General features: G+C 77.4%; 16 protein-coding genes, 3 pseudogenes and 1 riboswitch. Of the genes and pseudogenes, 4 read left to right on the top strand and 15 right to left on the bottom strand.

Annotated elements, in window-relative coordinates; all coding sequences use genetic code 11:
* Window positions 1–117: 117 nt before the first annotated feature.
* From GA0070610_RS31930 to crcB, 3 genes and pseudogenes are all read left to right on the top strand, one after another.
* A pseudogene (locus GA0070610_RS31930) lies at window positions 118–1,260 on the top strand (RNA-guided endonuclease InsQ/TnpB family protein); the annotation flags it as partial.
* A gap of 342 nt (window positions 1,261–1,602) precedes the next feature.
* On the top strand, window positions 1,603–2,097 hold the full coding sequence (locus GA0070610_RS31375; RefSeq protein ID WP_231926062.1) for a fluoride efflux transporter FluC: 495 nt from the start codon (window positions 1,603–1,605) through the stop codon (window positions 2,095–2,097).
* A complete protein-coding gene (gene crcB / locus GA0070610_RS11055; protein WP_088999942.1) occupies window positions 2,094–2,456 on the top strand; it encodes a fluoride efflux transporter CrcB in 363 nt (120 codons plus the stop codon). The genes GA0070610_RS31375 and crcB overlap by 4 nt, the downstream gene beginning before the upstream one ends.
* An 80-nt stretch (window positions 2,457–2,536) precedes the next feature.
* Here the strand turns inward: crcB and cobA are convergent, their stop codons facing one another.
* The 15 genes and pseudogenes from cobA to GA0070610_RS10980 form a co-directional block, all read right to left on the bottom strand.
* Window positions 2,537–4,267, bottom strand: a complete 1,731-nt coding sequence (gene cobA, locus GA0070610_RS11050) for a uroporphyrinogen-III C-methyltransferase (protein ID WP_088999941.1) — start codon at window positions 4,265–4,267, stop codon at window positions 2,537–2,539.
* A complete protein-coding gene (locus GA0070610_RS11045; RefSeq protein ID WP_088999940.1) occupies window positions 4,264–4,854 on the bottom strand; it encodes a precorrin-8X methylmutase in 591 nt (196 codons plus the stop codon). The genes cobA and GA0070610_RS11045 overlap by 4 nt, the downstream gene beginning before the upstream one ends.
* Complete coding sequence (locus tag GA0070610_RS11040) at window positions 4,851–5,849, bottom strand: HoxN/HupN/NixA family nickel/cobalt transporter (protein ID WP_449288797.1); 999 nt, start codon at window positions 5,847–5,849, stop codon at window positions 4,851–4,853. The genes GA0070610_RS11045 and GA0070610_RS11040 overlap by 4 nt, the downstream gene beginning before the upstream one ends.
* Window positions 5,850–5,912: 63 nt before the next feature.
* Window positions 5,913–6,136: pseudogene (locus tag GA0070610_RS11035) on the bottom strand (DUF362 domain-containing protein); the annotation flags it as partial.
* Window positions 6,124–7,908: a precorrin-3B C(17)-methyltransferase gene (gene cobJ / locus GA0070610_RS11030; RefSeq protein WP_088999937.1), complete on the bottom strand. Its 1,785-nt coding sequence runs from the start codon at window positions 7,906–7,908 to the stop codon at window positions 6,124–6,126. The pseudogene GA0070610_RS11035 and the gene cobJ, both read right to left, overlap by 13 nt.
* Entirely contained in the window at window positions 7,905–9,146 is a 1,242-nt protein-coding gene (cbiE, locus tag GA0070610_RS11025; protein ID WP_088999936.1) for a precorrin-6y C5,15-methyltransferase (decarboxylating) subunit CbiE, read from the bottom strand. Before cbiE ends, cobJ begins: the two co-directional genes overlap by 4 nt.
* Window positions 9,134–10,279 (bottom strand): cobalt-precorrin-5B (C(1))-methyltransferase, encoded by a 1,146-nt coding sequence (locus GA0070610_RS11020; protein ID WP_088999935.1) that lies wholly within the window; start codon window positions 10,277–10,279, stop codon window positions 9,134–9,136. The genes cbiE and GA0070610_RS11020 overlap by 13 nt, the downstream gene beginning before the upstream one ends.
* Window positions 10,276–11,157 carry a precorrin-4 C(11)-methyltransferase gene (gene cobM, locus GA0070610_RS11015; protein ID WP_231926059.1) on the bottom strand — a complete coding sequence of 294 codons (882 nt, stop codon included), beginning with the start codon at window positions 11,155–11,157 and terminating at the stop codon, window positions 10,276–10,278. The genes GA0070610_RS11020 and cobM overlap by 4 nt, the downstream gene beginning before the upstream one ends.
* Entirely contained in the window at window positions 11,154–11,897 is a 744-nt protein-coding gene (cobI, locus tag GA0070610_RS11010) for a precorrin-2 C(20)-methyltransferase (protein ID WP_089003419.1), read from the bottom strand. The genes cobM and cobI overlap by 4 nt, the downstream gene beginning before the upstream one ends.
* Window positions 11,898–12,004: 107 nt before the next feature.
* On the bottom strand, window positions 12,005–13,330 hold the full coding sequence (locus tag GA0070610_RS11005; RefSeq protein ID WP_231926180.1) for a cobyrinate a,c-diamide synthase: 1,326 nt from the start codon (window positions 13,328–13,330) through the stop codon (window positions 12,005–12,007).
* Between the two features lie 185 nt (window positions 13,331–13,515).
* Complete coding sequence (cobO, locus tag GA0070610_RS11000; RefSeq protein ID WP_088999933.1) at window positions 13,516–14,127, bottom strand: cob(I)yrinic acid a,c-diamide adenosyltransferase; 612 nt, start codon at window positions 14,125–14,127, stop codon at window positions 13,516–13,518.
* Window positions 14,128–14,294: 167 nt separating this feature from the next.
* Window positions 14,295–16,520: pseudogene (locus GA0070610_RS10995) on the bottom strand (VWA domain-containing protein); the annotation flags it as partial.
* Window positions 16,517–20,185 carry a cobaltochelatase subunit CobN gene (cobN, locus tag GA0070610_RS10990; RefSeq protein ID WP_088999931.1) on the bottom strand — a complete coding sequence of 1,223 codons (3,669 nt, stop codon included), beginning with the start codon at window positions 20,183–20,185 and terminating at the stop codon, window positions 16,517–16,519. The pseudogene GA0070610_RS10995 and the gene cobN, both read right to left, overlap by 4 nt.
* A gap of 398 nt (window positions 20,186–20,583) precedes the next feature.
* A riboswitch (cobalamin riboswitch) is annotated at window positions 20,584–20,713 on the bottom strand.
* 79 nt (window positions 20,714–20,792) lie between these two features.
* A complete protein-coding gene (locus tag GA0070610_RS10985) occupies window positions 20,793–21,128 on the bottom strand; it encodes a hypothetical protein (protein WP_088999930.1) in 336 nt (111 codons plus the stop codon).
* A gap of 90 nt (window positions 21,129–21,218) precedes the next feature.
* Window positions 21,219–22,439 carry an MFS transporter gene (locus GA0070610_RS10980; RefSeq protein ID WP_088999929.1) on the bottom strand — a complete coding sequence of 407 codons (1,221 nt, stop codon included), beginning with the start codon at window positions 22,437–22,439 and terminating at the stop codon, window positions 21,219–21,221.
* Between the two features lie 156 nt (window positions 22,440–22,595).
* Here GA0070610_RS10980 and GA0070610_RS10975 point away from each other — a divergent pair, with 156 nt between their 5' ends.
* Window positions 22,596–23,582 carry a LacI family DNA-binding transcriptional regulator gene (locus tag GA0070610_RS10975; RefSeq protein ID WP_088999928.1) on the top strand — a complete coding sequence of 329 codons (987 nt, stop codon included), beginning with the start codon at window positions 22,596–22,598 and terminating at the stop codon, window positions 23,580–23,582.
* The last annotated feature ends 208 nt before the right edge of the window (window positions 23,583–23,790 follow it).

Genomic DNA, 23,790 nt, shown 5'->3' with positions numbered 1-23,790 from the left:
GCGGTGCCACGGGACGCGCCCGGCGGGGGCCGCGCCGGGCGCTAGTGCGGTGTCCACGAACCTTTGCCGGGTTCGGCGGCGGGGAAATTGTCGTACCGGTGGTGTTGGCTTCGGTTTGTGCCTCGTCGTCGGGATCCTGCTGCGCCTGCGGTGGTGTATCGCACCGCTCGTGTCGCGCTGCGGGTAACGCCCGCGCAGCGGCGGCGGTGTTTCGGGCTGCTGCGTTCGGCCGGTGATGTATGGGCGTGCGTGCTGGAGGTCAACGCGTGGCGGCGCTGCCGCCAGGACGCGCCGCTGACGGGCTACCAGGAGTTGTGTCGCGAGTTGGCGTCTTCCGGGTCGGGCACCTTCGCCGAGCTGGACTCGACCGGCGCGCGGTCGGTGTTGCGGCGGTTTTCCGATGCGTGGTTCGCGGCGGCGAAACGCCGCAAGGCCGGTGACCTGTCAGCGCGTTCTCCCAGGCGCAGGCGGGGATTGGTGCCGGTGCGCTGGTATCACGGCACGTTTACCCTCGACGGCCACCGCGTGCGTATCCCGACGGCGAGGTGCACCCCGGCGTTGTGGGTGCGCCTGGCCCGTCAGGTGCCGTATCCGGTCGAGCAGGTCCGCTCGATCACGCTGCTGTGCGAGGGCGGCCGTCTGTTCCTCGACGTCACCGCCGAGGTTACGATCGCGGTGTACCCGTCGGGTGAGGGTCCGGATCCCGGCCGGGTGGCGGGCGTGGACGTGGGGATCATCCACCCGTACGCCGTCGCCGGCTGTGGCGGGGAGGCGTTGTTGGTGTCGGGGCGGGCGATGCGCGCCGAGCACCGCATGCACCTGGCCGACACCAAAGCCCGCCATCGTGCCGTGGCCCGCCGGGCACCGAAGCCGGGTCAGCGGGGGTCGCGGCGGTGGCGCCAGTATCGTGCCCGGGCCCGTAGGGTAGAGGGTCGGCATCGGCGGCGGGTTCGGCAGGCCCAACACGAGGCGGCCCGCACCGTCGTCGACTGGGCCGTAGATCAGCGGGTCGGGGTGTTGCACGTCGGCGACCCCCGCGGCGTCCTCAACCTGCCGGCTGGCCAGCGGCACCACCTGCGGCTACGCCAGTGGCAGATCGGCCGACTCCTGCAGATCCTCACCGACAAGGCCGCTCTCGCCGGCATCACCGTTCATCTCGTCGACGAACGCGGCACGTCGTCGACCTGCCCCATCTGCCGCAAACGCGTACCGAAGCCACGCGGGCGGAGCCTGACCTGCCCGCACTGCCAGTTTTCAGGCCACCGCGATGTCGCGCGGCGGCCAGCATCGCCACCCGCACCCCGGGCGGCGGACCCACCGCCCCCACAGCGGTTACGCTGCCCGGGGTGGTCACGCACCGTCGAGCCGGCCGGCACCTCCCCGGAGCCGGCCAGTCCCGACGTGACCCCCGCCGCCCACCCGGCGGCGCGGAGGTCAAGATGGCCCGCGGTGGCCCGCCCCACCACCCCGTGGGGAGTCGCTCGCCCGCACGGCGAGGATCCACAACACCCCACCGGAAACCCGGTGAACGTTAGTGGACACCGCACTAGGCTGACGGGCGCGCACCGGGTCCCCGCCCGAGGCACCGGTGGGGAGGACGAGGTGACCGGACCGGATCCGCGGGTCGACCCCGACGTCGACCTGCGCGTACCCGCCGACCGGGGCGAGCTGGCCGCCCGCCCCGGCGCGGTGCTCGGCTCCGTCGCGGCCGGCGGCGCGCTCGGCGCCCTCGCCAGGGCCGGCCTCCAGCACGCCGTCCCGCACGGCCCGGCGGGCTTCGCGTGGGCGACCTTCGCCGTGAACCTGACCGGGTGCCTGCTGATCGGCGTCCTGATGGCGGCGCTGGAGCGCTCCGGTGGCGGCCGACCGCTGCTGCGCCCGTTCCTCGGGGTGGGGGTGCTCGGCGGCTACACCACCTTCGCCACGTACGCGGTGGACATCCGGCTCGACATCGACGCCGGCGCACCGCAGGTGGCCCTCGGCTACCTGGCGGCGACCCTGCTCGGCGCGCTGGTCGCCGTCTGGCTCGGCGACGCCGTGACCGGCCGGCTGCTCGACGCCGCCCGCCGCCGGCCGGGGCCGGGGGTCGGGCGGTGACCGTCCTGCTGATCGCCCTCGGCGCGGCCGTCGGCGCGCCCCTGCGCTACCTCACCGACCGGGCGGTGCAGGCCCGACTCGGCGGCGCCTTCCCGTGGGGCACGCTGACGGTCAACGTGGCCGGATCGCTCCTGCTCGGCCTCCTGGCCGGGCTGCCCGTCGGTCCGACCGCCGGCGCGCTGCTGGGCACCGGCTTCTGCGGCGCGCTGAGCACCTACTCCACCTTCGGGTACGAGACGCTGCGGCTGGCACGCCGGGGCCGGCGGTTCCTCGCGCTGGTCAACGTGCTCGCCAGCGTGGCCGCCGGCCTCACCGCCGCCACCGTCGGCTTCGCCCTGGCCCGGGCCGCCACCGGCTGAGCCGCCAGCCACGGCGGCACCCGCCACCGGACCGGCGGCGCCCGCACCGCCGGTCCGGTGACGGGCCGACCCGGGCGGGGTCAGCGGTCCGGTTCCGGCGGCGCGGCCGGCAGGCGTACGTCGACCACCGGGCCGAGGACGAAGACGGCCGGCGGGGCGATCCGCTCCCGGACGGCAACCGCGCCGATCTCGTCCAGCCGGGCGGTCACGGCGCGCTGGTCGGGATGCCCCGCGTCCTGCACCGCGAGGACCGGGGTGTCCGGGGCCCGGCCGTGCTCGACCAGCACCGCGGCGATCTTGCCGACGGTGTCCACGGCCATCAGCAGGACCAGGGTGCCCCGGGCCCGCCCGAGCGCCGCCCAGTCGACCAGCGAGTCGGGGTGCCCGGGCGGCAGGTGCCCGGAGACGACGGTGACGTCGTGCGCGACGCCCCGGTGGGTGACCGGCACCCCGGCCAGGGCCGCCGCGGCGACCGCGCTGCTCACCCCGGGAACCACCGTCACGTCCACCCCGGCCGCCACGCAGGCCTGCACCTCCTCGTGGCCGCGCCCGAAGACGTACGGGTCGCCGCCCTTGAGCCGGACCACCCGTCGACCGGCGCGGGCGTGCGCGACGAGGGTGGCGTTGATCGCGTCCTGCCCCATGGACGGTCCCCGGGGCACCTTCGCCGCGTCGACCACCTCGACACCCGGGCGCAGCCCGGCGAGCAGCCCGCGCGGGGCGAGCCGGTCGACCACCACCACGTCCGCCGCCTCCAGCAGCGCCCGGCCCCGTACGGTGATCAGGTCGTCCGGCCCGGGACCGCCCCCGACGACGGCGACCTGGCCGGGGCGCGGACCGTGCTCGTGGTGCTCCCCCGGCCCGTGCCGATGCTCGTGGCCGCCGTGCCCGTGACCGCCATGTCCGTGCGCGTGGCCGCCATGTCCGTGCGCGTGGTGGTCGTGGTGGTGGCCGCCGACCGGGTCGTCGGGGTGGTCGTGCGGGGTCTGCGGCCGGCCGACCTTGTCGGCGAAGCCCGGCATCAGCACCCGGTACGCGCAGGTGTCGCAGTTCATCCGGATGTCCCCGCGACGCGCCTCGGCGTGCCGTTCGAGGACCAGGTCGGCGAGGGCGTCGCAGTCGCCGATCAGGTCGGCCACCCGCACGTCCAGGTCGGGGTGGGCGGCGGCGAACGCGGCCGACTGGGCGACGATCCGGTCCGGCAGCACCCCGGCGAAGAGGAAGTACGGCGCGACGACGATCCGCCGCGCGCCGAGCCGGCGCAGCCGCTCCAGCACCGCCGGCACCGACGGCTCGGCCAGCGAGACGAAGCCCGGCTCGACGCCGGCGTAGCCGCGCCCCTCCCAGAGCAGCCGGGCCACCTTGGCGACCTCGGCGTTGGCGTCCGGGTCGGTGGAGCCGCGCCCGATCAGCGCCACCCAGGTGCCGGCCCGGTCGGCGCCGGCCAGCGCGGCGTCGACGCGCTGCTCCAGCGCGGTGTGCAGCAGCGGGTGCGGGCCCAGCGGCCGGCCGTAGACGTAACTGAGGCCGGGATGGCGCTCCCGCTCGCGGGCCAGCGCGGCGGGGATGTCGCCCTTGCCGTGCCCGGCGGCGGTCAGCACCAGCGGCAGCGCCACCAGCGAGCGGTGCCCCCGCTCGACGAGCGCGCCGACCGCGTCGGTGAGCGGCGGCCGGGACAGCTCGATGAAGCCGCCCTCGACGTCGCCGAGGGTGCCGGCGGCGCGGCGGCGTACCCGCTCGACGAACGCGATGAACTGCTCGACCCCGGCCGCGCTGCGCGTGCCGTGCCCGACGATGACCAGAGCGCTCACTGCTCCTCCTCCACGTACAGCAGGGCGTTGAGGGCGGCGGCGGCGACCGCCGAGCCACCCTTCTCGCCCCGGTTGGACACCCCGGGCAGGCCGCTGGCCCGCAGGGCCGCCTTCGACTCGGCGGCGCCGACGAAGCCGACCGGCAGCCCGACGACCAGCGCCGGACGGGCGTCCAGGGTGATCAGTTCCTCCAGTGCGGTCGGCGCGCAGCCGACCACCCACACCGCGCCGGGGCCGACCCGCTCCAGGGCGATCCGCACCGCGGCCGCCGACCGGGTGATGCCGGCCGCGCGGGCCAGCTCGGCGGCGGCCGGCTCGGCGACCGGGCAGACCGTCTCCCGGCCGGTGATGCCCGCGGCGACCATCGCCACGTCGGTGACCACCGGCGCGCCGGCGCGCAGGGCGGCCAGCCCGCCGGCCAGGTCCGCCTCGTCGCAGACCAGGTCGGCGACGTAGTCGAGGTCGGCGCTGGCGTGCACCACCCGCTCGGTGACGGCCCGGGTCAGCGGCGGCAGGTGCGCCAGGTCGACCCGGGAGCGCAGGATGCGGTACGACTCCCGCTCGATGGGGTGCACGACCCGGCTCACGGCCGCACCTCCGTCGCGGCCACGCCGTAGCGCTCGTCGTAGCGGCGCAGCTTCCACAGCGCCACGGCCCCGGCCCAGGCGAGCACGAACAGGGCCACGACGGCGTACCCGAGCTGCTCGAAGTGCCCGGCGATGCCCGCGTACCCGGACAGCACCGACACGCCGAGATGGTCGACCAGCAGGCCGGCGGCGTAGACGCTGGCGACGAGGGCGCCGACGAGCACCGTGACGGCGGTGGTGGCCAGGTTGTAGTACAGCCGGCGGGCCGGCTGCCGGTACGCCCACGAGTAGGCGCGGCTCATCAGCAGGCTGTCGGCGGTGTCCATGGCCGACATCCCGGCGGCGAAGAGCAGCGGCAGGGTGAGCAGGGCCAGCACCGGCAGGCCGCCGGCGGCGGCCGTGCTCGCCGACAGGGCGAGCAGGGTCACCTCGCTGGCGGTCTCCAGGCCCAGCCCGAAGAGGAACCCGACGGGCGCCATGTGCCACGAGGAGCGCACCAGCGCCCGGGCCCGGGAGCCGAGGACCCGCTGCACCAGCCCCCGGTTGAGCAGGTGCAGGTCCAGCTCCCGCTCGTCCAGGTCGCCGTGGCGCAGCCGCCGCCAGAGCCGGGCCAGGCCGGCCAGCACCGCCGCGTTCAGGGCCGCGACCAGGGCGAGGAAGACGGTGGCGGTGAGGATCGCCACCGTGGCGCCCACCTCGCGCGCCTCGGCCAGCCCCGGCCCGGCGAGATTCGCCGAGGCGAGGCCGACGACCAGGGCCAGCAGCAGCACCACCGCGCTGTGCCCGAGCGCGAAGAAGAAGCCGACGCCGACCGGGCGCCGACCACGCAGCAGCATCAGCCGGGTGGTGTCGTCGATCGCCGCGATGTGGTCGGCGTCGAAGGCGTGCCGCACCCCGAGCAGGTACGCCAGCGTGCCGGCCCCGGCCAGGCCCCCGGCCGCGGCGGGCTGGTCGTTCCAGTACAGGTAGAGGCTCCAGCCGGCGACGTGCAGCACGGCGACGGCGAGCACGATGCCGCCGAGGCGCACCCGTTCGGCGCGGCTCCACGGGCCGGCAGGTGGTGCGGTGCTGAGCGCGGTCGAACTCATCGGGTCCCTCCACGTTCGTCGGTGTCCGTGGCGCGGATCGCGTCCACCGGGCAGATCTCCAGGCATTCCAGGCAGCCCGTGCAGCGGTCGGCGCGTACGGCGAGGCCGCCGGGCACCGGCCGGATCGCGTGCGTGGGGCAGGTGAGCAGGCAGGCGCCGCAGCCCTGGCAGGCGCCGATGGTCACGGCCGCCACCGGTACCCCCTCGGGGTGACCATCCGGCCGGCGACGATCCGGGTCTGGCTGCTGCCCACCACCACGACGCTGTACATGTCGACCAGCGCCGCGTCGAGGGTCGCCAGGGTGGCCAGGTGCACCCGTTCACCGGGCCGGCTGGCGTTGCGCACCACCCCGACCGGGGTCTGCGGCGGCCGGTGCGCGGCGAAGACCTCCAGCGCCGCGCCGAGCTGCCAGTCCCGGGCCCGGCTGCGCGGGTTGTAGAGCAGCGCCACGAAGTCGCCCTCGGCGGCGGCGGCCACCCGGCGGGCGATGACCTCCCACGGCGTGTGCAGGTCGGACAGGCTCACGTAGGCGTGGTCGTGGCCGAGTGGCGCGCCGAGCAGGGCCCCGGCGGCCAGCGCGGCGGTCACCCCGGGCACGCCGACCACGTCGACGCGCTCGTCGGCGTACTCGAGGGCCGGACTGGCCATCGCGTACACACCGGCGTCGCCGGAGCCGACCAGCGCCACGGCGTGACCGGCGGTGGCCTCGGCGACGGCGGCGCGGGCCCGTTCCTCCTCGGCGCCGAGCCCGCTGGCGAGCACCCGGGTGCCGGGGCGCAGCAGGTCGCGGACCTGGTCGACGTACTGGTCGAGGCCGACGACCACGGCGGCGCGGCGCAGCTCGGTCACCGCGCGGGCGGTGCGCAGGTCCGCGGCGCCGGGGCCGAGGCCGACGATCGCCAGCCGGCCGCGCGGGGCGTGCCGGGCGACGGCGACGGTGGCCATCGCCGTCGCGGTCTTCGGCACCAGCAGCTCGGCGCCGCCGCCGAGCAGCGCCGCCGCCTCGGCGACGCTGGGGGTGCCGACGGCGGCGCGGACCACCTCGCTGGGGTGCGGCACGTCGACCGCCGCCAGCTCCGCCGCCGGATACGTCACCAGCGGTACGCCGAGCGCGTCGGCGCCCGCCCGGATGCCCGCCTCGTCGGCCTTGATGTCGGCGCTGGCCAGGTGCCGCACGCTCGCCGGGCTGAGGCCGGCCTCGGCGAGCATCCGCGCCAGCAGGTCGCGCACCTCGTCGGCGGGTACGCCCCGGCTGGCGCCGACGCCGACGACCAGCGACGGGGGCCGCAGCACGGCGGTCCGGCCGTCGAGCGGCACCACCCGGTCGGTGACCAGCAGCCGGTACCCGCCGTCGACCGCCGGCCCGGGCGGCCCGGCGGGGGTGGGCACCTCCGCCGCCCCGGGTGCCCCGTGGGCAGCGGGCGGCCCGGCGGGACGCACGTTGTCGGGCAGGGCGGGCAGCGGCCAGGTGGCGTCGGCGACGAGGGTCACCGGCTCGCCGTCGAGGATGGCGCGGCTGACGGCCGCGACGGCACCCTCGACGGGCCAGCCGAGGGTGTCCAGGCCGGGCAGGCCGGCGGCGTCGGTGGCGGTGCTGACCACCGGGGCGGCGTCGAGCAGCGCGCCGACCCGCCCCGCGAGGTCGTTGCCGCCCCCGGCGTGGCCGCCGAGCAGCGCGATCGCGTGCCGGGCCGCCTCGTCGACCACCACCACGGCCGGGTCCGTGCGCTTGTCGCCGAGCAGCGGCGCCAGGATGCGCACGACCGCCCCGGTGGCCAGGAACGCCACCACGGCGTCGTACCCGGCCCAGGCGGCGCGCAGCGCGTCCGCGACGGTGTCCGCCGTGACGACGCGGGCGTGCGGCCAGGCGTCGGCGAGGGTGCGGGCGTGCCGGCGGCCGGCGGCGGTGGCGGCGACGAGCCCGATGCGGGTCGGCTGGTCCGTGGCGACGGGCGGGTGGTTCACAGGCGCTCCCCGGTGAGGACGACCACCGGGTTGGTGGCCGCGAGTCGGACGGATCCGCCCGGCAGGTCGGCGAGGCGGGCGGCGGAGAGCTGGACGCCCTGCACCGCGTATCCGGCGGCGCGCAGCAGCCCGAGGGCGGGGGCGACCCGGTCGACGGCGGCGAGGGCGGCCACCACCCGCTCGGGCCGGCGGTGCGTCACGGCGGCGAGCACGTCGGTGCCGCCGCCCCCGACGAAGACGGCGTCGGGATCGGGCAGCCCGTGCAGCGCCCCGGGGGCGGCGCCGACGACCACCCGCACGTCGACGCCGTGCCGAACGGCGTTGGCGCGCACCGGTGCCGCCGGGTCACGCTCCACCGCGATCACCGCCGCGCCGAGCAGGGCGCACTCGATGCCGACCGAGCCGCTGCCCGCGCCGACGTCCCAGACCAGCCGGCCGAGGCGGGGACGCAGCCGGGCCACGGCGAGGGCGCGTACCTCCGACTTGGTGATCATGGAGTCGCGGTGGGCGTAGGCGGACTCGGGCAGCGCCCACCCGCCGGACGGCGCGGCGGCCGGCTGGTTGTCCACCCGCATCCCGGCCGCGCCGGGCTCGCCGGCGAGGCTGAGCAGCACGTGCGGGTCGGCCCAGTCGCGGCCGGCGGCCTGCTCGGGGGTGGTCTCGGTGAGCCGTTCGGCGTCGGTGCCGAGGTGTTCGGCGACGACCAGGCGGCGGGACCAGCCGGCCAGCCCGGCGCCCAGCTCGGCGGCCCCGGCGCCCGGGGCGGTGAGCACCGCGACGGCGGGCAGGGCCCGGCAGGCGTTCAGCGCGGGTCGCGGGTCGCGGCCGTGCGCGGTGACCACGGCCGCCCCGTCCCAGGGCAGGCCCGCGCGGGCGAACGCGGCGGCCACGCTGGACACGGCCGGCAGCACCCGCAGCGGCAGCCCGGCCGCCCGCAACGCCCGCACCACCCCGAACAGCCCGGGATCGCCGCTGGCCAGGACGACGGCGGGGCTCCCGGCGGCGACGGTGTCGGCCAGCCGCCCCAGCGCGGGCGCCAGCGGCCCGAGGGCGACGGTGTCGGCGTCGGCCGGCAGGCGTACGGCGGCCAGGTGCCGGGCCGCGCCGACCACCAGCCGGGCCGCGGCGAGCGCGGGCGCGGCGGCCGGGTGCGCGGGCCCGCCCGCGGCGTCGATCCCCACCACGGTCACCGCCGGCCCCGTGGCACCGCCCGGCCGGTCGCCGGTCACGCCGCCCACCGCCCGGACGAGGCGACCACCCGGTCCCCGGCGAAGTCGACCATGGCGACGTCGACGGAGACGGCGTCGCCGGCGAAGCGCAGCAGCACCTGCCGCACCCGGTGGCAGAGCAGGTCGCCGGCGGCGCCGAGCAGCCCGGCGGCCTCCCACAGCTCGTACGCGTGCCGCCCGGTGTTCGCCGCGACGACCGCCGCCACCAGCTCGGGATCGCCGCCCGCCTCGGCGGTGACCGCCCCGAGCAGCGACAGGTCCACCTTGGATCGGGTGTAGTGGGTCATCAGGATGCCGGCGGCGAGCTTGGCCAGCTTGCCGGCCATCCCGACGAAGACCACGCCGGTCATCCCGTCGCCCACGGCGGCGGTGACGGCCGCGCCGGTGAAGTCACCGACCTCCACGAAGCAGACCTCGGGCAGCTCCGGCAGCAGCGCGCGGGCGGCCCGCTCGGTGCGCCCGCCGGTGCACAGCACCACGGTCCGCTCCCCCTGGGCGGCCATCACGTGCACCGCCTGCACCACGCTGGCCCGCCAGGAGGCGGTGGAGAACGGGCGCACGACGCCGGTGGTGCCGAGGATGGAGATGCCGCCGAGGATGCCGAGCCGGCGGTTGGTGGTCTTGCGGGCCATGATCTCGCCGCGCGGCACGCTGACCACCACCCGCACGCCCACCTCGCTCAGGTCGACGACCTCGGCGACGGCCTGGCCGATCATGCGGCGCGGGGTGTCGTTGATGGCGGGCCCGCCGACGGGCAGCCCGAGGCCCGGTTTGGTGACCGTGCCGACGCCCGGCCCGCCGTCGAGGCGCAGGCCGGGCGCGTCGTGCCAGCTCACGGTGGCGGTCAGCTCGGCGCCGTGCGTGACGTCCGGGTCGTCGCCGGCGTCCTTGACCACCACGGCCTCCGCCCGGGTGCGGCCGTCGAGCTCGCAGCGGGCCACCGGGAAGCTGACCCGCCGCCCGGCGGGCAGCCCGATCTCCACCTGCCGCTGCGGCACGCCGGTGACCAGGGCGGTCAGCGCCGCCTTGGTCGCCGCCGTCGCGCAGGCGCCGGTGGTCCACCCGGTGCGCAGCGCGGTCGGGCGGACCTTCGCGGTACGCGGCAGGTCCGGCTCGCGCAGCGGCGGCTCGGCGTACGTCATCGGGCGCGCCCGTCCCCCGGTGTCGTGCCGCCCGCGCGGGCGCGGCGCAGGTCGGCGCGGGCGGCCGGCTCGGCCCGACGGAAGGTGTGGAAGTGCCCGGGGTGGTAGAGGTGCGAGCGGGTGCCGGTGGCGGCGAGCGCCGGGCCCACCAGGAAGAGGGTGTGCTTCCAGAGCTTGTGCTCCTTGACGGTGGCCTCCAGCTCGCCGAGGGCGCACCGCACCACCAGCTCGTCCGGCCAGGTCGCCTGGTACGCCACCACGACCGGGGTGTCGGCCGGGTAGCCGCCGGCCAGCAGCTCGGCCTGCGCCTGCCCGGAGCGGGCGGCGGAGAGGAACAGGGCCATGGTGGTGCCGTGCCGGGCGAACTCGCGGACCCGCTCGCCAGGCGGCATCGGCGTCTTGCCGCCCTCCAGCCGGGTGAGGATCACCGACTGGGCGACCTCGGGGATGGTCAGCTCCCGGCCGACGATCGCCGCGACGGCGGTGAACGACGAGACGCCGGGGACGATCTCCACGGCCAGCCCGAGCGCCCGGCACAGGTCGAGCTGCTCCTGCACCGCGCCCCACAGGGCCGGGTCGCCGGAGTGGATCCGCGCCACGGTCAGCCCGTCGGCGGCGGCGCGCTGGTAGAGCGGCAGCACGCCCTCGATCGGCAGCCGCGACGAGTCGACGATCTCCGCGTCGGCGCGGGCGTGGGCGAGCACGTCGGCGTGCACCAGGCTGGCTGCCCAGACCACCACGTCGGCCGCGCCGATCACCCGGGCGGCGCGCAGGGTCAGCAGGTCCGCCGCGCCGGGGCCGGCCCCGACGAACCACACCTTGCCCGTGCCGGTCGGCGTGCCCTCGTCGGCGTGCCCCGCGATCGGCGTGGTGCTCACAGCTTTCCTCCCCTACGGTCCCGGCGGGCCGGGACGAGCAGCGTCGACAGGTACGGCAGGTCGTCGGCCGGGTCGGTGACCGGGCCGATCCGCTCGCCGGGCAGCCCGAGGCCCCGGCCCAGCACGGCGTCGCCGAGGCGGCCCTGCCGGCGCAGCTCGGCGACCAGCTCGGCGTGCCGCCGCCAGCCCTTGTAGGCCACGACGGTGCCCGGGCCGGCGAGCGCGTCGGCAAAGAGCGCAAGCCCGGCGGTGGCCGGCAGCAGGGTCAGCGGCTCCCGGCCCTCGCACAGCGGCACGCCGCTGCGCGCCGCGAGGTCCTGCATGGCGGTGATGCCGGGGACCGTGCGCACCCCGACCCCGGGGCGCAGGGCGCGCACGCCCTGCGCGAGGTAGCCGAAGGTGGAGTAGACGTTCGGGTCGCCGATGGTGGCGAAGACGATCGCGCGGGCGCCCCCGTCGACCGCGTCGGCCACCGCCCGGGCGGCGTCGTCCCAGGCGCGTTCCCGGCGGGCGGTCACCCCGCCCCGGTCGTCGAGGGCGAACGGCAGCCGGCGCAGCCGCCCCGGCGCGACGTGCGCGGCCACGGTGGCCTCGGCCCGGCCCGGGGGCGCGTCGCCGTCCGCGGCGAGCCGGTCCATCACCGGTACGAACACCACGTCGGCCTCGGCCAGCAACCGGGCCGCCCGCAGGGTGAGCAGTTCGGGGTCGCCGGGACCGACGCCGACCCCGGTCAGCGTCACGCCACCGTCGCCGCCGCCCTGCCCCGCCACCGGTACGCCGCCGTCGGGCGTCCTCCCCGGCACGCCGTCCTCGGGCACGGCCACCGGCGCGCGGTTGTCGTGCGCGGTCACCGGCTGGCCGCCTCGACCAGGCGGCGGGCGGCGTGCGGGTGGCCGGCCCAGTGGGTGTGCAGGTAGGAGGCGTGCACCCGGTCGGTCACGAAGCCGTGCTCGGCGCCGTCCCAGCGCCAGGCCGGCCGGTCGCCGTGCCCGGGGTCGGTGACGGTGCGGTGGAACTCGTGGCCGCGTACGGGGTCGCCGGGGCGGTGCAGCGGGGAGCCGGTGACGGCGACGGCGTCGCGGTAGCCGAGGGTGAGCCGGTCGGTCATCCGGGCGGTCAGGTCGAGCCGACCGCACATGGGCACCCCGTCGAGCTGCCGGCCGAGGTAGAGCAGGCCGGCGCACTCGGCGACGACCGGGCCGTCGAAGTCGGCCAGCTCGGCGCGGAGCGTGGCGTTGTCGGCGAGCTGCGGCGCGTACGCCTCGGGGAAGCCGCCGCCGACGACCACCGCGCGGGTGCCGGCGGGTAGGCCGGGGTCGCGCAGCGGGTCGAAGGAGACCACCGTGGCGCCGGCCGCGGCGAGCAGCTCGGCGGTCTCGGCGTACGAGAAGGTGAAGGCCGGCCCGCCAGCGACCGCGACCACGGGGCGTCCGGTGCCGGCGGGGCCGCCGACGGCGCCGACCGGGTCCCAGGCGGGCGCGTGCAGGGGGCCGGCGGTACGCGCCAGGTCGAGCACGGCGTCCAGGTCCACGGTGGCCGCCACGAGGTCGGCGAGGGCGGCCACGATCGCCACGGACTCCGGTGCCCGTTCGGCGACCGGCACCAGCCCGAGGTGGCGCGCCGGGGCGGCGACCTCGGCGGCGCGGGCGACCGCCCCGAGCACCGGTACGCCGACCTCGGCGAGCGCGTCGCGCAGCAGCGACTCGTGCCGGGGCGAGCCGACCCGGTTGAGGATCGCGCCGCCGATGCGCACGTCGGGGTCGAACGCGGCCATGCCCAGGGCGAGCGCGGCGGCGGAGCGGCCCTGCGCGGTGGTGTCGAGCACCAGCAGGACCGGGGCGTCGACCAGGCGGGCGACGTGCGCGGTGGAGGCGTACCCCCGACGGCCGACCGCGCCGTCGTGCAGCCCCATCACGCCCTCGATCACGGCGACGTCGGCGGGCGTCGGGGTGGCGGCGCCGTGGCGCAGCAGCGGCGCGACCCGCTCCTCGCCGACCAGCCACGGGTCGAGGTTGCGCCCGGGGCGGCCGGCGGCGAGCGCGTGGTAGCCGGGGTCGATGTAGTCGGGACCGACCTTGTGCGGGCTGACCACCAGGCCGCGGCGGCGCAGTGCGGCGAGCAGCCCGGTGGCGACGGTGGTCTTGCCGTGCCCGCTGGCGGGTGCGGCGACCACCACGCGCGGCAGCGCCCACGGCGCGGCCGGGTCGACGGGAGGCGCGGCGGCAGCCGGGTCGAGGGGCGGCGCGGCGGCGGCCGGGTCGAGGGGCGGCGCGGCGGCGGCCGGACCGGTGGGCGGGTGCCCGGCGGGCGCGGCGGGCCCCGCGGGGCGCCGCTGGTCGGCACGCCGGCCGGGGGCGGTCACCATTCGATTCCCTTCTGACCCTTCTGGCCGGCGTCCATCGGGTGCTTGACCTTGGTCAGCTCCGCGACCAGGTCGGCGGCGTCGACCAGGCGCGCGTCGGCGTCCCGGCCCGTGATGACGACGTGCTGGAAGCCGGGGCGGTTCGCCAGGGTGTCGACCACCTCGTCCACGTCCACCCAGCCCCACTTCATCGGGTAGGTGAACTCGTCGAGCACGTACAGGCCGTAGCGCTCGGCGGCCAGGTCGCGCTGGATCTGCCGCCAGCCCTCCAGCGCGTCGGCGGCGTGGTCGGCCTCGCCGCCGCGCTGGATCCAGGACCAGCCCTCGCCCATCTTGTGCCAGGCGACCGGGGCGCCCTGTCCGGTGCGCTCGTGCACCTCGCCGAGGGCGCGGAAGGCGTTCTCCTCCCCCACCCGCCACTTGGCGCTCTTGACGAACTGGAACACCCCGATCGGCAGCCCGGCCGTCCAGGCCCGCAGCGCCAGCCCGAACGCGGCGGTCGACTTCCCCTTCATCTGTCCGGTGTGCACCATCAGCAGCGGCCGGTGGCGCCGCTGCCGGGTGGTCAGCCCGTCGGCGGGCACGTGGGACGGCTTCCCCTGCGGCATCAGGCAACGCTCCTGTTCTCCCCGCCGCCGCCGACGGCGGTAGCGGTAGCGGCGGCGGCGATCTTGGTGGGAAAGGGCCCCTCTGGGGGCCGTTCGTCGCCAAGATCTGCGGCGGACCGAGCGTGCGGGGCTCGGCGGGACGCCGGCGCGGGGGTGGGGCGGCCGGCGGCGAGGGTGGCGAGGGGGGCGGTGGTCACCTCGTCGAGGCGGTGGTGGGCGGCGTCCAGTTGGGCGGCGAGGCGACGGGCCAGGCCGAGGCGCACGGGGCCGCTCTCGCAGTCCACGACGACGCAGGGGGCGCCGGTGGCGGCGAGCACCGCCGCCGCGCGGGCCGCCCGGTCGAGCGGGCGGTCGCCGGCGGTGGCCCGGCCGTCGGTGACGACCAGCACCAGGGGACGGCGGCGCGGGTCGCGCAGCCGCTCGACCCGCAACAGCTCGGCGGCGGCCAGCAGGCCTTCGGCCAGCGGGGTGCGCCCGCCGGTGGGCAACTCGGCCAGCCGTGCGGAGGCGGCGAGCACCGATGAGGTGGCCGGCAGCAGGGTCTGCGCGGCGGCGCCCCGGAAGGCGACCACGGCGACCTTGTCCCGGCGCTGGTAGGCGTCGGTGAGCAGGGCCAGCACGGCGCCCTTGACGGCGGCCATCCGCGTGCGGGCGCCCATCGAGCCGCTGGCGTCGACCACGAAGAGCACCAGGTTGCCCTCGCGTCCCTCGCGCACCGCCTCGCGGACGTCGTCGGGGCGCAGCCGCAGCGGCCCGCAGACCCGGCCCCTGGCGGCCTGGTGCGGGGCGGCGGCCCGGACCGTCGCCGGCAGGTGCAGCGCGCCGGACCGGCCGGTCGGCACCCGCGCGCCGGTGGTGCGGCCCCGCCCGGTGCGGGCCCGGGAGCGGCGGCCGGGCACCCCGTCGCCGACCCCGGGCGCGGTGAGCAGCCGCGCCTTCAGCCCCTGCCGGGGTACGGCCACGGCCTGTCCGGCGTCACCCGGCCGGGCCCGGGCGGGGGCCTCCTCGTCCGTGTCGCCCCCGCCGGCGCCGGATGGGCCGGCCGGGGTGCCTCGCCCGGGCCCGGCGTCGCCGCCGCCGGGCCCGTCCGGCCAATCGCCCTCGCCGCCGGGCCCGTCCGGCCGGTCGCCCTCGCCCGGCCGGTCCGGCCACGTGCCGTCGCCGCCGTCCCGGCCCGGGTCGCCGTCGCGGCCGGGGCCCGGCCCGTGGGCGGCCTCGCCGTGCCCGCCGGCCGGCGCGGAACCACCCGCGTCGCCGTCGTCCGGGGCGCCGCCGCCCGCGTCCGGGCCGCCGTTCGGGCCACCGGATCCGCCGCCCGCCGGGCCGGAGCCCGGACCGCCGTCGGGGCCGCCGGAACCGCCCGGGTCGTCGTCGGGGTCGTCGTCGCGGACCCGGTCCAGTGCCTCGTCGAGTCGCTTCTCGTCCAGGCCGGGCGTGTCGAACGGGTCCCGGCGGCGCCGGTGCGGCAGCGCCAGCCGGGCGGCGACCCGCACGTCCTCCACGGTGACCGCGTCCCGGCCGTGCCAGGCGGCGTGCGCCAACGCGGTACGGGCGGTGACGATGTCGGCGCGCATGCCGTCCACGTCGAACGCGGCACACACCTCGGCGATCTGGCGCAGCGCGGCGTCGGGCAGCAGCACGTTCGCCAGCCGCTGCCGGGCGACCGCCACCCGGCGGGCCACCTGCGCGTCCGCCTCGGCCCAGCGGGCGGCGAACCCGGCCGGGTCGGCGTCGGCGGCCAGCCGCCGGCGGACCACCTCGACGCGTACGGCCGGGTCGCGGCTGGCCCCGACCTCCACGGTCAGCCCGAACCGGTCCAGCAGTTGGGGGCGCAGCTCCCCCTCCTCCGGGTTCATCGTGCCGACCAGCAGGAACCGCGACGCGTGGCTGACCGAGACGCCCTCGCGCTCCACGTGGCAGCGGCCCATGGCGGCGGCGTCGAGAAGCAGGTCGACCAGGTGGTCGTGGAGCAGGTTGACCTCGTCGACGTAGAGCACCCCGCGGTGAGCGGCGGCGAGCAGGCCCGGCTCGAAGGCGCGTACGCCCTCGCCGAGGGCCTTCTCCAGGTCGAGCGAGCCGACCACCCGGTCCTCGGCCGCGCCGACCGGCAGCTCCACCAGCCGGGCGGGACGCCGCTCGACGGCCGGGGCACCGGGGTGCGGGCCGTCCGGGCAGGACGGGTCGGGCACGGCCGGGTCGCAGGCGAAGCGGCAGCCGGCCACCCGGTCGACCGGCGGCAGCAGCGCCGCCAGGGCCCGTACGGCCGTGGACTTGGCGGTGCCCTTCTCGCCGCGTACGAGCACCCCGCCGATCGCCGGGGAGACGGCGTTGAGCAGCAGGGCCAGCCGCATGTCGTCCATGCCCAGCACCGCGCTGAACGGGTAGGTGGTCATGAGCGTTCCTCCAGGTCGCCCTCGCTGGCCAGGTACGTCTCCCGGAGCCGGTCCAGGGTGGCCGGCTCGGGCTCGGCCCACAGGCCCCGGTCGGCCGCCTCCAGCAGCCGCTCGGTGATGCCGCGCAGCGCCCACGGGTTCGACCGCTCCAGGAACTCGCGGGTGGTGTCGTCGAAGACGTACGCGGCGGCCAGGTGCTCGTACATCCAGTCGTCGACGACGCCGGCGGTGGCGTCGTAGCCGAACAGGTAGTCGACGGTGGCGGCCAGCTCGAAGGCGCCCTTGTAGCCGTGCCGGCGCATCGCGGCGATCCACTTCGGGTTGACCACCCGCGCCCGGAACACCCGTCGGGTCTCCTCGCCGAGCGTGCGGGTGCGCACGTCGTGCGGCATCGCCGAGTCCCCCACGTACGCGGCCGGGGCGGTCCCGGTGAGGTGGCGGACCATCGCCACCATCCCGCCGTGGTACTGGAAGTAGTCATCGGAGTCGACGATGTCGTGCTCGCGGGTGTCCTGGTTCTTCACCGCCACGGCGATCCGCGCGAAGGAGCGTTCCATGTCGGCGCGCGCCTCCCGCCCGTCCAGCCCTCGGCCGTAGGCGTAGCCGCCCCAGACGGCGTACACCTCGGCGAGGTCGGCGTCGCTGCGCCAGTTGCGGGCGTCGATCAGCGGCAGCAGCCCGGCCCCGTACGCGCCCGGCTTGGAGCCGAAGACGCGGGCGGTGGCCCGCCGCTCGTCGCCGTGCTCGGCGAGGTCGGCGGCGACGTGGGCGCGCACGAAGTTCTCCTCGGCGGGCTCGTCGAGCGCCGCCACCAGCCGCACCGCGTCGTCGATGAGCGCGACCACGTGCGGGAAGGCGTCGCGGAAGAAGCCGGAGATGCGTACGGTCACGTCGATGCGGGGGCGGCCCAGCTCCGCCGTCGGCACCACCTCGACGCCGGTGACCCGCCGGGACCGGTCGTCCCAGGTGGGGCGGCAGCCGAGCAGGGCCAGCACCTCGGCGATGTCGTCGCCCTGGGTACGCATGGCGCTGGTGCCCCAGACGGTGAGCCCGACCGAGCGGGGATACTCGCCGGTGTCGGCGAGGTGCCGGGCGAGCAGCGAGTCGGCGAGGGCCACGCCGACGTCCCAGGCGTTGCGGCTCGGGACGGCCTTGGGGTCGACGGAGTAGAAGTTGCGGCCGGTGGGGAGCACGTTGACCAGCCCCCGGGTGGGCGAGCCCGATGGGCCGGGCGGCACGAACCGCCCGTCGAGGGCGCCCACCACCCGGTCGATCTCGTCGGTCGTACGGTCCAGGCGCGGCACCAGCTCGGTGGCGGCGAAGCGGAGCACCGCGGCGGCGTCCGGCACGGCCCGCCCGGCCACCTCCTCGACCACCGCGTCGACGGCGTCGGCGTCCCAGCCGAGGGTCTCCATCCCGACGACCAGCCGGCGGGCCAGGGCCTCGATCAGGTCGACCGCGTCGGCGGCGGTCACGCCCGGCCCGTCCACGGTCTCGGTCAGCGCCTCGGGCACGGTGAGCCGCCGGCCCGGCTCCGCGAGCAGCGCCTGCTCGTCCAGCCCGTACGCGGCGGCCAGGGCCTGCCGCAGGCCGGGCAGCGCGCGGGCGCCGCCCCACACCTGCGGGGCGCGCAGCACGGCGAGCACGAGGTTGACCCGGGCCTCGCCGGTGGGCGCGGCGGCGAGCACGTGCAGGCCGTCGCGGATCTGCACGTCCTTGACCTCGCACAGGTAGCCGTCGAGGTGCAGCACGAAGTCGTCGAAGTCGTCGGCGTCGGGCATGGCCTCGGCGTGCAGGTCGTGGTGCAGCTCGGCGGCGCGCACCAGGTCCCAGATCTGGGCCCGCAGGGTCGGCACCTTGGCCGGGTCGAGGGCCTGCACGGTGGCGTACTCGTCGAGCAGCTGCTCCAGCTTCGCCAGGTCGCCGTACGTCTCGGCGCGGGCCATCGGCGGCACCAGGTGGTCGACGACGACGGCGTGCGCGCGCCGCTTGGCCTGGGTGCCCTCGCCGGGGTCGTTGACGATGAACGGGTAGACCAGCGGCAGGTCGCCGAGGACGGCGTCCGGGGCGCAGTCGGCGGCCAGCCCGAGGCCCTTGCCGGGCAGCCACTCCAGGGTGCCGTGCTTGCCCAGGTGCACCACGGCGTCCGCGCCGAACCCGCCGTCGGCGACGGGCGCGGCCAGCCAGCGGTACGCGGCCAGGTAGTGGTGGCTGGGCGGCAGGTCCGGGTCGTGGTAGATGGCGATGGGGTTCTCGCCGAAGCCGCGCGGCGGCTGGATCAGCAGCACCACGTTGCCGAAGCGCAGCCCGGCGAGCACGATGTCGCCGCCGTCGGTGTAGAGCCCGCCGGGCGGCTCGCCCCAGTGGGCGAGCATCCGCTCCCGCAGCTCCGCCGGCACCTGGTCGAACCAGCGCCGGTAGACCTCCCCCGGCACCCGCGCCTCGGCGGCGCCGAGCTGTTCCGGGGTGAGCCACTCGACGTCGTGGCCGCCGGCGGCGATGAGGGCGTGGATGAGCGCGTCGCCGTCGTCGGGCACCGGGGCATCGCCGAGGTGGTAGCCGGCGTCGGCCAGGGCGGCGAGCAGCCGCACCGCCGAGGCGGGGGTGTCCAGGCCCACGGCGTTGCCGACCCGGGAGTGCTTCGTCGGGTACGAGCTGAGCACCACCGCGAGCCGCTTGTCGGCCTGGGGCACGTGCCGCAGCCGGGCGTGCCGCACGGCGATGCCGGCCACCCGGGCGGCCCGCTCCGGGTCGGCCGCGTAGGTGGAGAGCCCGTCGGCGTCGATCTTCTTGAACGAGAACGGCACGGTGACGATCCGGCCGTCGAACTCGGGGATCGCCACCTGCATGGCGGCGTCCAGCGGGGACAGTCCGGCGTCGCTGTCGGCCCACTGCTCACGGGTGCTGGTCAGGCAGAGCGCCTGGATCACCGGCACGTCGAGGGCGGCGAGCGCGCCCACGTCCCAGGCGTCCTCGTCGCCCCCGCCGGAGGCGTCGGCGGCGACCGTGCCGCCGGCCGCGAGCACGGTGACCAGCAGGGCGTCGCAGCGGGCGAAGAGCCCGAGCGGTCCCGCGCCGGCGGTCAGGCCGCGCAGCGAGCCGCAGTAGATGGGCAGCGGGTCGCCGCCGGCCGCGTCGACGGCGTCGGCGAGGACGTCGACGAATCCGGTGTTCCCGGCGAGGGCGTGCGCCCGGTAGAAGACGATGCCCACGGTCGGCCGGTCCGGCCGCGCGGGCCGCTCGCCGTGGATGCCGTACGTCGGCGTGGGCGCGGGTGAGGCGAAGCCCTCGCCGGTGAGCAGCACCGTGTCGGAGAGGAAGCGGGCGAGCTGGGCGAGGTTCTCCGGCCCGCCCTCGACCAGGTAGGCCAGCGCCTGGGTGGCCACCCCGGAGGCCACCGTGGACGCCGCCATCAGCTCCGCGTCCGGCACGTTCTCGCCGCCGAGCACGACCGTCGGCACGCCGGACGCCAGCACCGCCGCGAGCCCGTCCGGCCACGCCTGCCGGCCGCCGAGCAGGCGTACGACGGCGAGGTCCACGCCGTCGAGCAGCGCGGGCACGGCGTCGGCGGCGACCCGGGCGGGGTTGGCGAGCCGGTAGTCGGCGCCGCTGGCGCGGGCGGCGAGCAGGTCGGTGTCGGCGGTGGACAGCAGCAGGATGCGCACGCATGACTCCGGAGAGTGACACCCTGGTCGGCGCGGGGACGACCGGGCGGGGCGAGGGGTGGGCGCGATTCAGCGGGTACGGCGCGCCGGCGGCCAGCTCACCGGCGGGCCGGCGGGGTCGGGCGACGCGACGCGGGCGTCAGCGGCAGGTGGCGAGGGCACACCCGGGCGCGGCGGCGACCGGACCTGGCACGGTGTGGGCGCGACCGACGGTGGGCGCGGTGCGGGCCGGCGGGCGCGCGGCGGCCCGGCGGCTGGCCGGCGGCGCGGAAATACCGCCGCCCACGGGGCCGCTGCCACGGCCGGGCACAGTGCGACGATGATCGTCGATGGTGGAGACGCGGTGCGTCATCGGGTCCTCCTCGGGTGTCCACGCCCTGGGGTCACTCCGACGGCCGAAGTATCCTGGCTCCCGGATCGACGCTCACCCCCGGCCTTCCAACCGCGCACGCACGGCCGTGACTCACGAGGGGGGATCGCTCCCCGGTGACAGTGGCGGGACCGCGCCGGAATCGCACCGGCTTCCTTCACTGCCGTCAGGCCGCGAATGCTGCCACACCCCGGCGCCGCCGGTCAACGCCGCCCCGACCGGCCGGCGGCGGACCCGTCAGCGGGCGTGGCGCTCCGGGTGGGCCCGGTTCCACACCCGCATCCGCTCCGGGTAGCCGGTGCGGGCGGCCTCGTACAGCGGCACCGCGTGCTTGCGGGCGATGGAGCCGGCGGCGCGCGGCGAGCCGGTGCGACGGCGGATCCACTCGCCGTCGTGGGCGATGGCGACGACGGTGGTGTCGGTCGCGGTGGTCTCCGGTTCCAGGTAGAACTCCACGCCCCGGCGGCTGGTCACGAACGCCTCCAGCGCGGCCAGGTCCTCCCGGGTCGCCTCCCGGTCGAGCTTCGTCGGGGTCGGGTCGGCGGCCCGCGACCGCCGGTTGAACCAGCCCATGTCCCGCTCCTCTCCTCCGGGTCCTCCCAGTGCAGCACCCTTACCTGCGAGGCGGCTGCGAGCGGGGTGTGAGTGCCCCGCCAGGTGACCTCAGCGGGCCGGCGGGCGGGTGGCCGGCACCAGGGCGAGGGTGGGCAGCAGCAACAGCGGCACGACGAGCAGTGCCCGCAGGGTGCCGACCCGGTCGCCGAGCAGGCCCAGCAGCGGCGGGCCGGCCAGGAAGGCGGTGTAGCCGATCACGGCGACCACGCTGACGCGGGCCGGCGCCCGCCGCTCGTCGTCGGCCGCCGCGCTCATCCCGACCGGGAAGCCCAGCGACGCGCCGATCCCCCAGAGCGCGACGCCGGCGATCGCCACCGGCCCGGAGCCGGCGAGCACCGCCACGGCCGCGCCGACCGTGGCGAGCACGATGGTGCCGGACAGCACGGGCACCCGGCCCCAACGGTCCAGCGCGACGGTGCCCAGCATGCGCCCCATGGTCATGCCGACGACGAAGACGCCGAAGACCGCCGCCCCGGCCGCCTCGCCGAGGTCGTGGCCGTCGATGAAGGCGACCGCCAGCCAGTCGTTGGCGCTGCCCTCGGCGAACGCCGCCACCAGCACCAGCAGGCCGATGAGCAGGGTACGCGGTTCCCGCCAGGCGGCCAGCAGCTCGCGGCGGCGCTCGGCCGGGGCGGCCGACGCGGAGGCGGTGCCGCTCTCGGCCGCCGGCAGGAACGACCGTACGGCCAGCAGCGTGCCGAGCAGCACCACCGCGGCCAGCGCGGCCAGGTGCGCGGCGACCGGCACGCCGAGGCGGGCCGCCCCGGCGCCCAGGCCGGCGCCGGCCACGGAACCGAGGCTCCACGCCGCGTGGAAGCGGGGCATGACCGTACGACCCAGCCGCCGCTCGACCGCCGCGCCCTCGACGTTCATCGCCACGTCGCAGATGCCGGAGCCGTAGCCGAGGGCGCACAGCCCCACCGCGACCCCGGCCGGGGAGCCGGCCAGGGCCCCGATTCCCGTCACGGTCAGCCCGGTCGCGACGACCAGGGTGGAGAGGGCGACGGTGCGGGCCGCGCCCAGCCGCTGGGCCACCAGGCCGGCGGTGGGCATCGCGAGGAGCGCGCCGACGGACATGGCGAGCAGCAGCAGCCCGAGCCGGCCGGCGCTGAGCCCGAGCGCGTCCCGGGCGGCGGGCACCCGGGAGAACCAGGTGGCCACGGCCAGGCCGTTGAGCGCGAACACCACGGCCACCCCGGTACGGGCGGCGAGCACCGACCGCGGTACGACCGGCGGCGGCGCGGCGGGCGGGGCGACGGTACGGCTCACGGGGGCGTCCTCTCGCCTCGGGTGCTCTCCCGCCCGATCCCACACCTGAGAGCGCTTTCAGGACAACCCGGCCGCGCCCCTTACCGTGGACACGTCGCAGGGGCATGATGCGGTCGACCGTCCACGCCGCGACGGCCGACCACGGGGAGGACCGGGATGACGACGACGCACCGACCACCGACCCTGGAGGACGTCGCCCGGGCGGCGGGGGTCTCCCGGGCCACCGCCTCGCGGGTGATCGCCGGCACCGGGTACGCCTCCGCCGCCGCCCGCGAGCGGGTGACCGTCGCCGCCGACCTGCTCGGCTACGCGCCGAACCCGGCCGCCCGCGCGCTGGTCCGGGGCACCGGCGTCCGGCTGGTGGTGGCGGTGACCGGCACCGCCCCCACGGTCCTCGACGACCCGTACGTCCACCGGGTCCTCGGCGCGTGCGCCCGGGTCTGCGCGCCGTACGGGCTCGGGGTGGCGCTGCACTGGCTGCCCACCCGTGCCCCGGGCGAGGTGCGCCGGCTGGCCGAGGACCGCAGCGTCGGCGGGATCATCCTGATCAACACCACCGAGACGGTGCTGGACGCCGTCCCGGTGGGACTGCGCGGCCGGGTGGCCTCGATCGGCATCGGCTCCGCCCTCGTACCCGCCTTCGACGTGGACAACGGTGGCGGCACCGAGGCCGTGGTCCGGCACCTGTACGCCAGCGGGCGCCGCCGCATCGCCATGGTGACCGGCCCCCGCTGGCTGTCGTGCGCCGGCCGCTCCGTCGGCGCGTACCGGCGGGTGGTGCGCGACGCCGCACTGCCGGTGCGCCTGGTCCCGGGAGACTTCAGCGCCGACCGGGGCCGGGCGGCGGCCCGGGAGGTGCTGGCGCGCTGGCCGGACACGGACGCGATCGTCGGCAGCAGCGACGCCACCGCCCTCGGGGTGATCGACGGGCTGCGCGGCGACGGCGTCCAGGTGCCCGGGGACGTCGCGGTGACCGGCTTCGACGACATCCCGCTCGCCGCGATGACCACCCCCGCGCTGACCACGGCCACCCACCCGGTCACGCAGATCGCCTCGGCGGCGGCGACGGCCGTACTGGACGGGCGGCCGGTGCCGCCGGCGACGATGTTCCCGTCCCGGCTGGTCCGCCGGGTCAGCGGCTGAGTCGCCGGGCAGCCCCGCCCCTCTCCCGCATCGATCATGGGTTCTGGTGGGCGTCATCGGGCCTTCCCGACTTTCGCGGGCACCACACCTGCATGATCGACGCCGACTCGGGGGGGTGCGGGTCGGGTCACGTCGATGGACGGTTCAAGCCGTGGCCGGTTGGGGAAAGTCACCCCGGCGGGACGATGAGGGGCAGGGCTCGACGGCT

The sequence above is a fragment of the Micromonospora echinofusca genome (assembly GCF_900091445.1).
GTDB classification, from domain to species: domain Bacteria; phylum Actinomycetota; class Actinomycetes; order Mycobacteriales; family Micromonosporaceae; genus Micromonospora; species Micromonospora echinofusca.
Note: the sequence above shows the minus strand (reverse complement) of the source record. Positions and strands in the feature narration are given on the sequence as shown.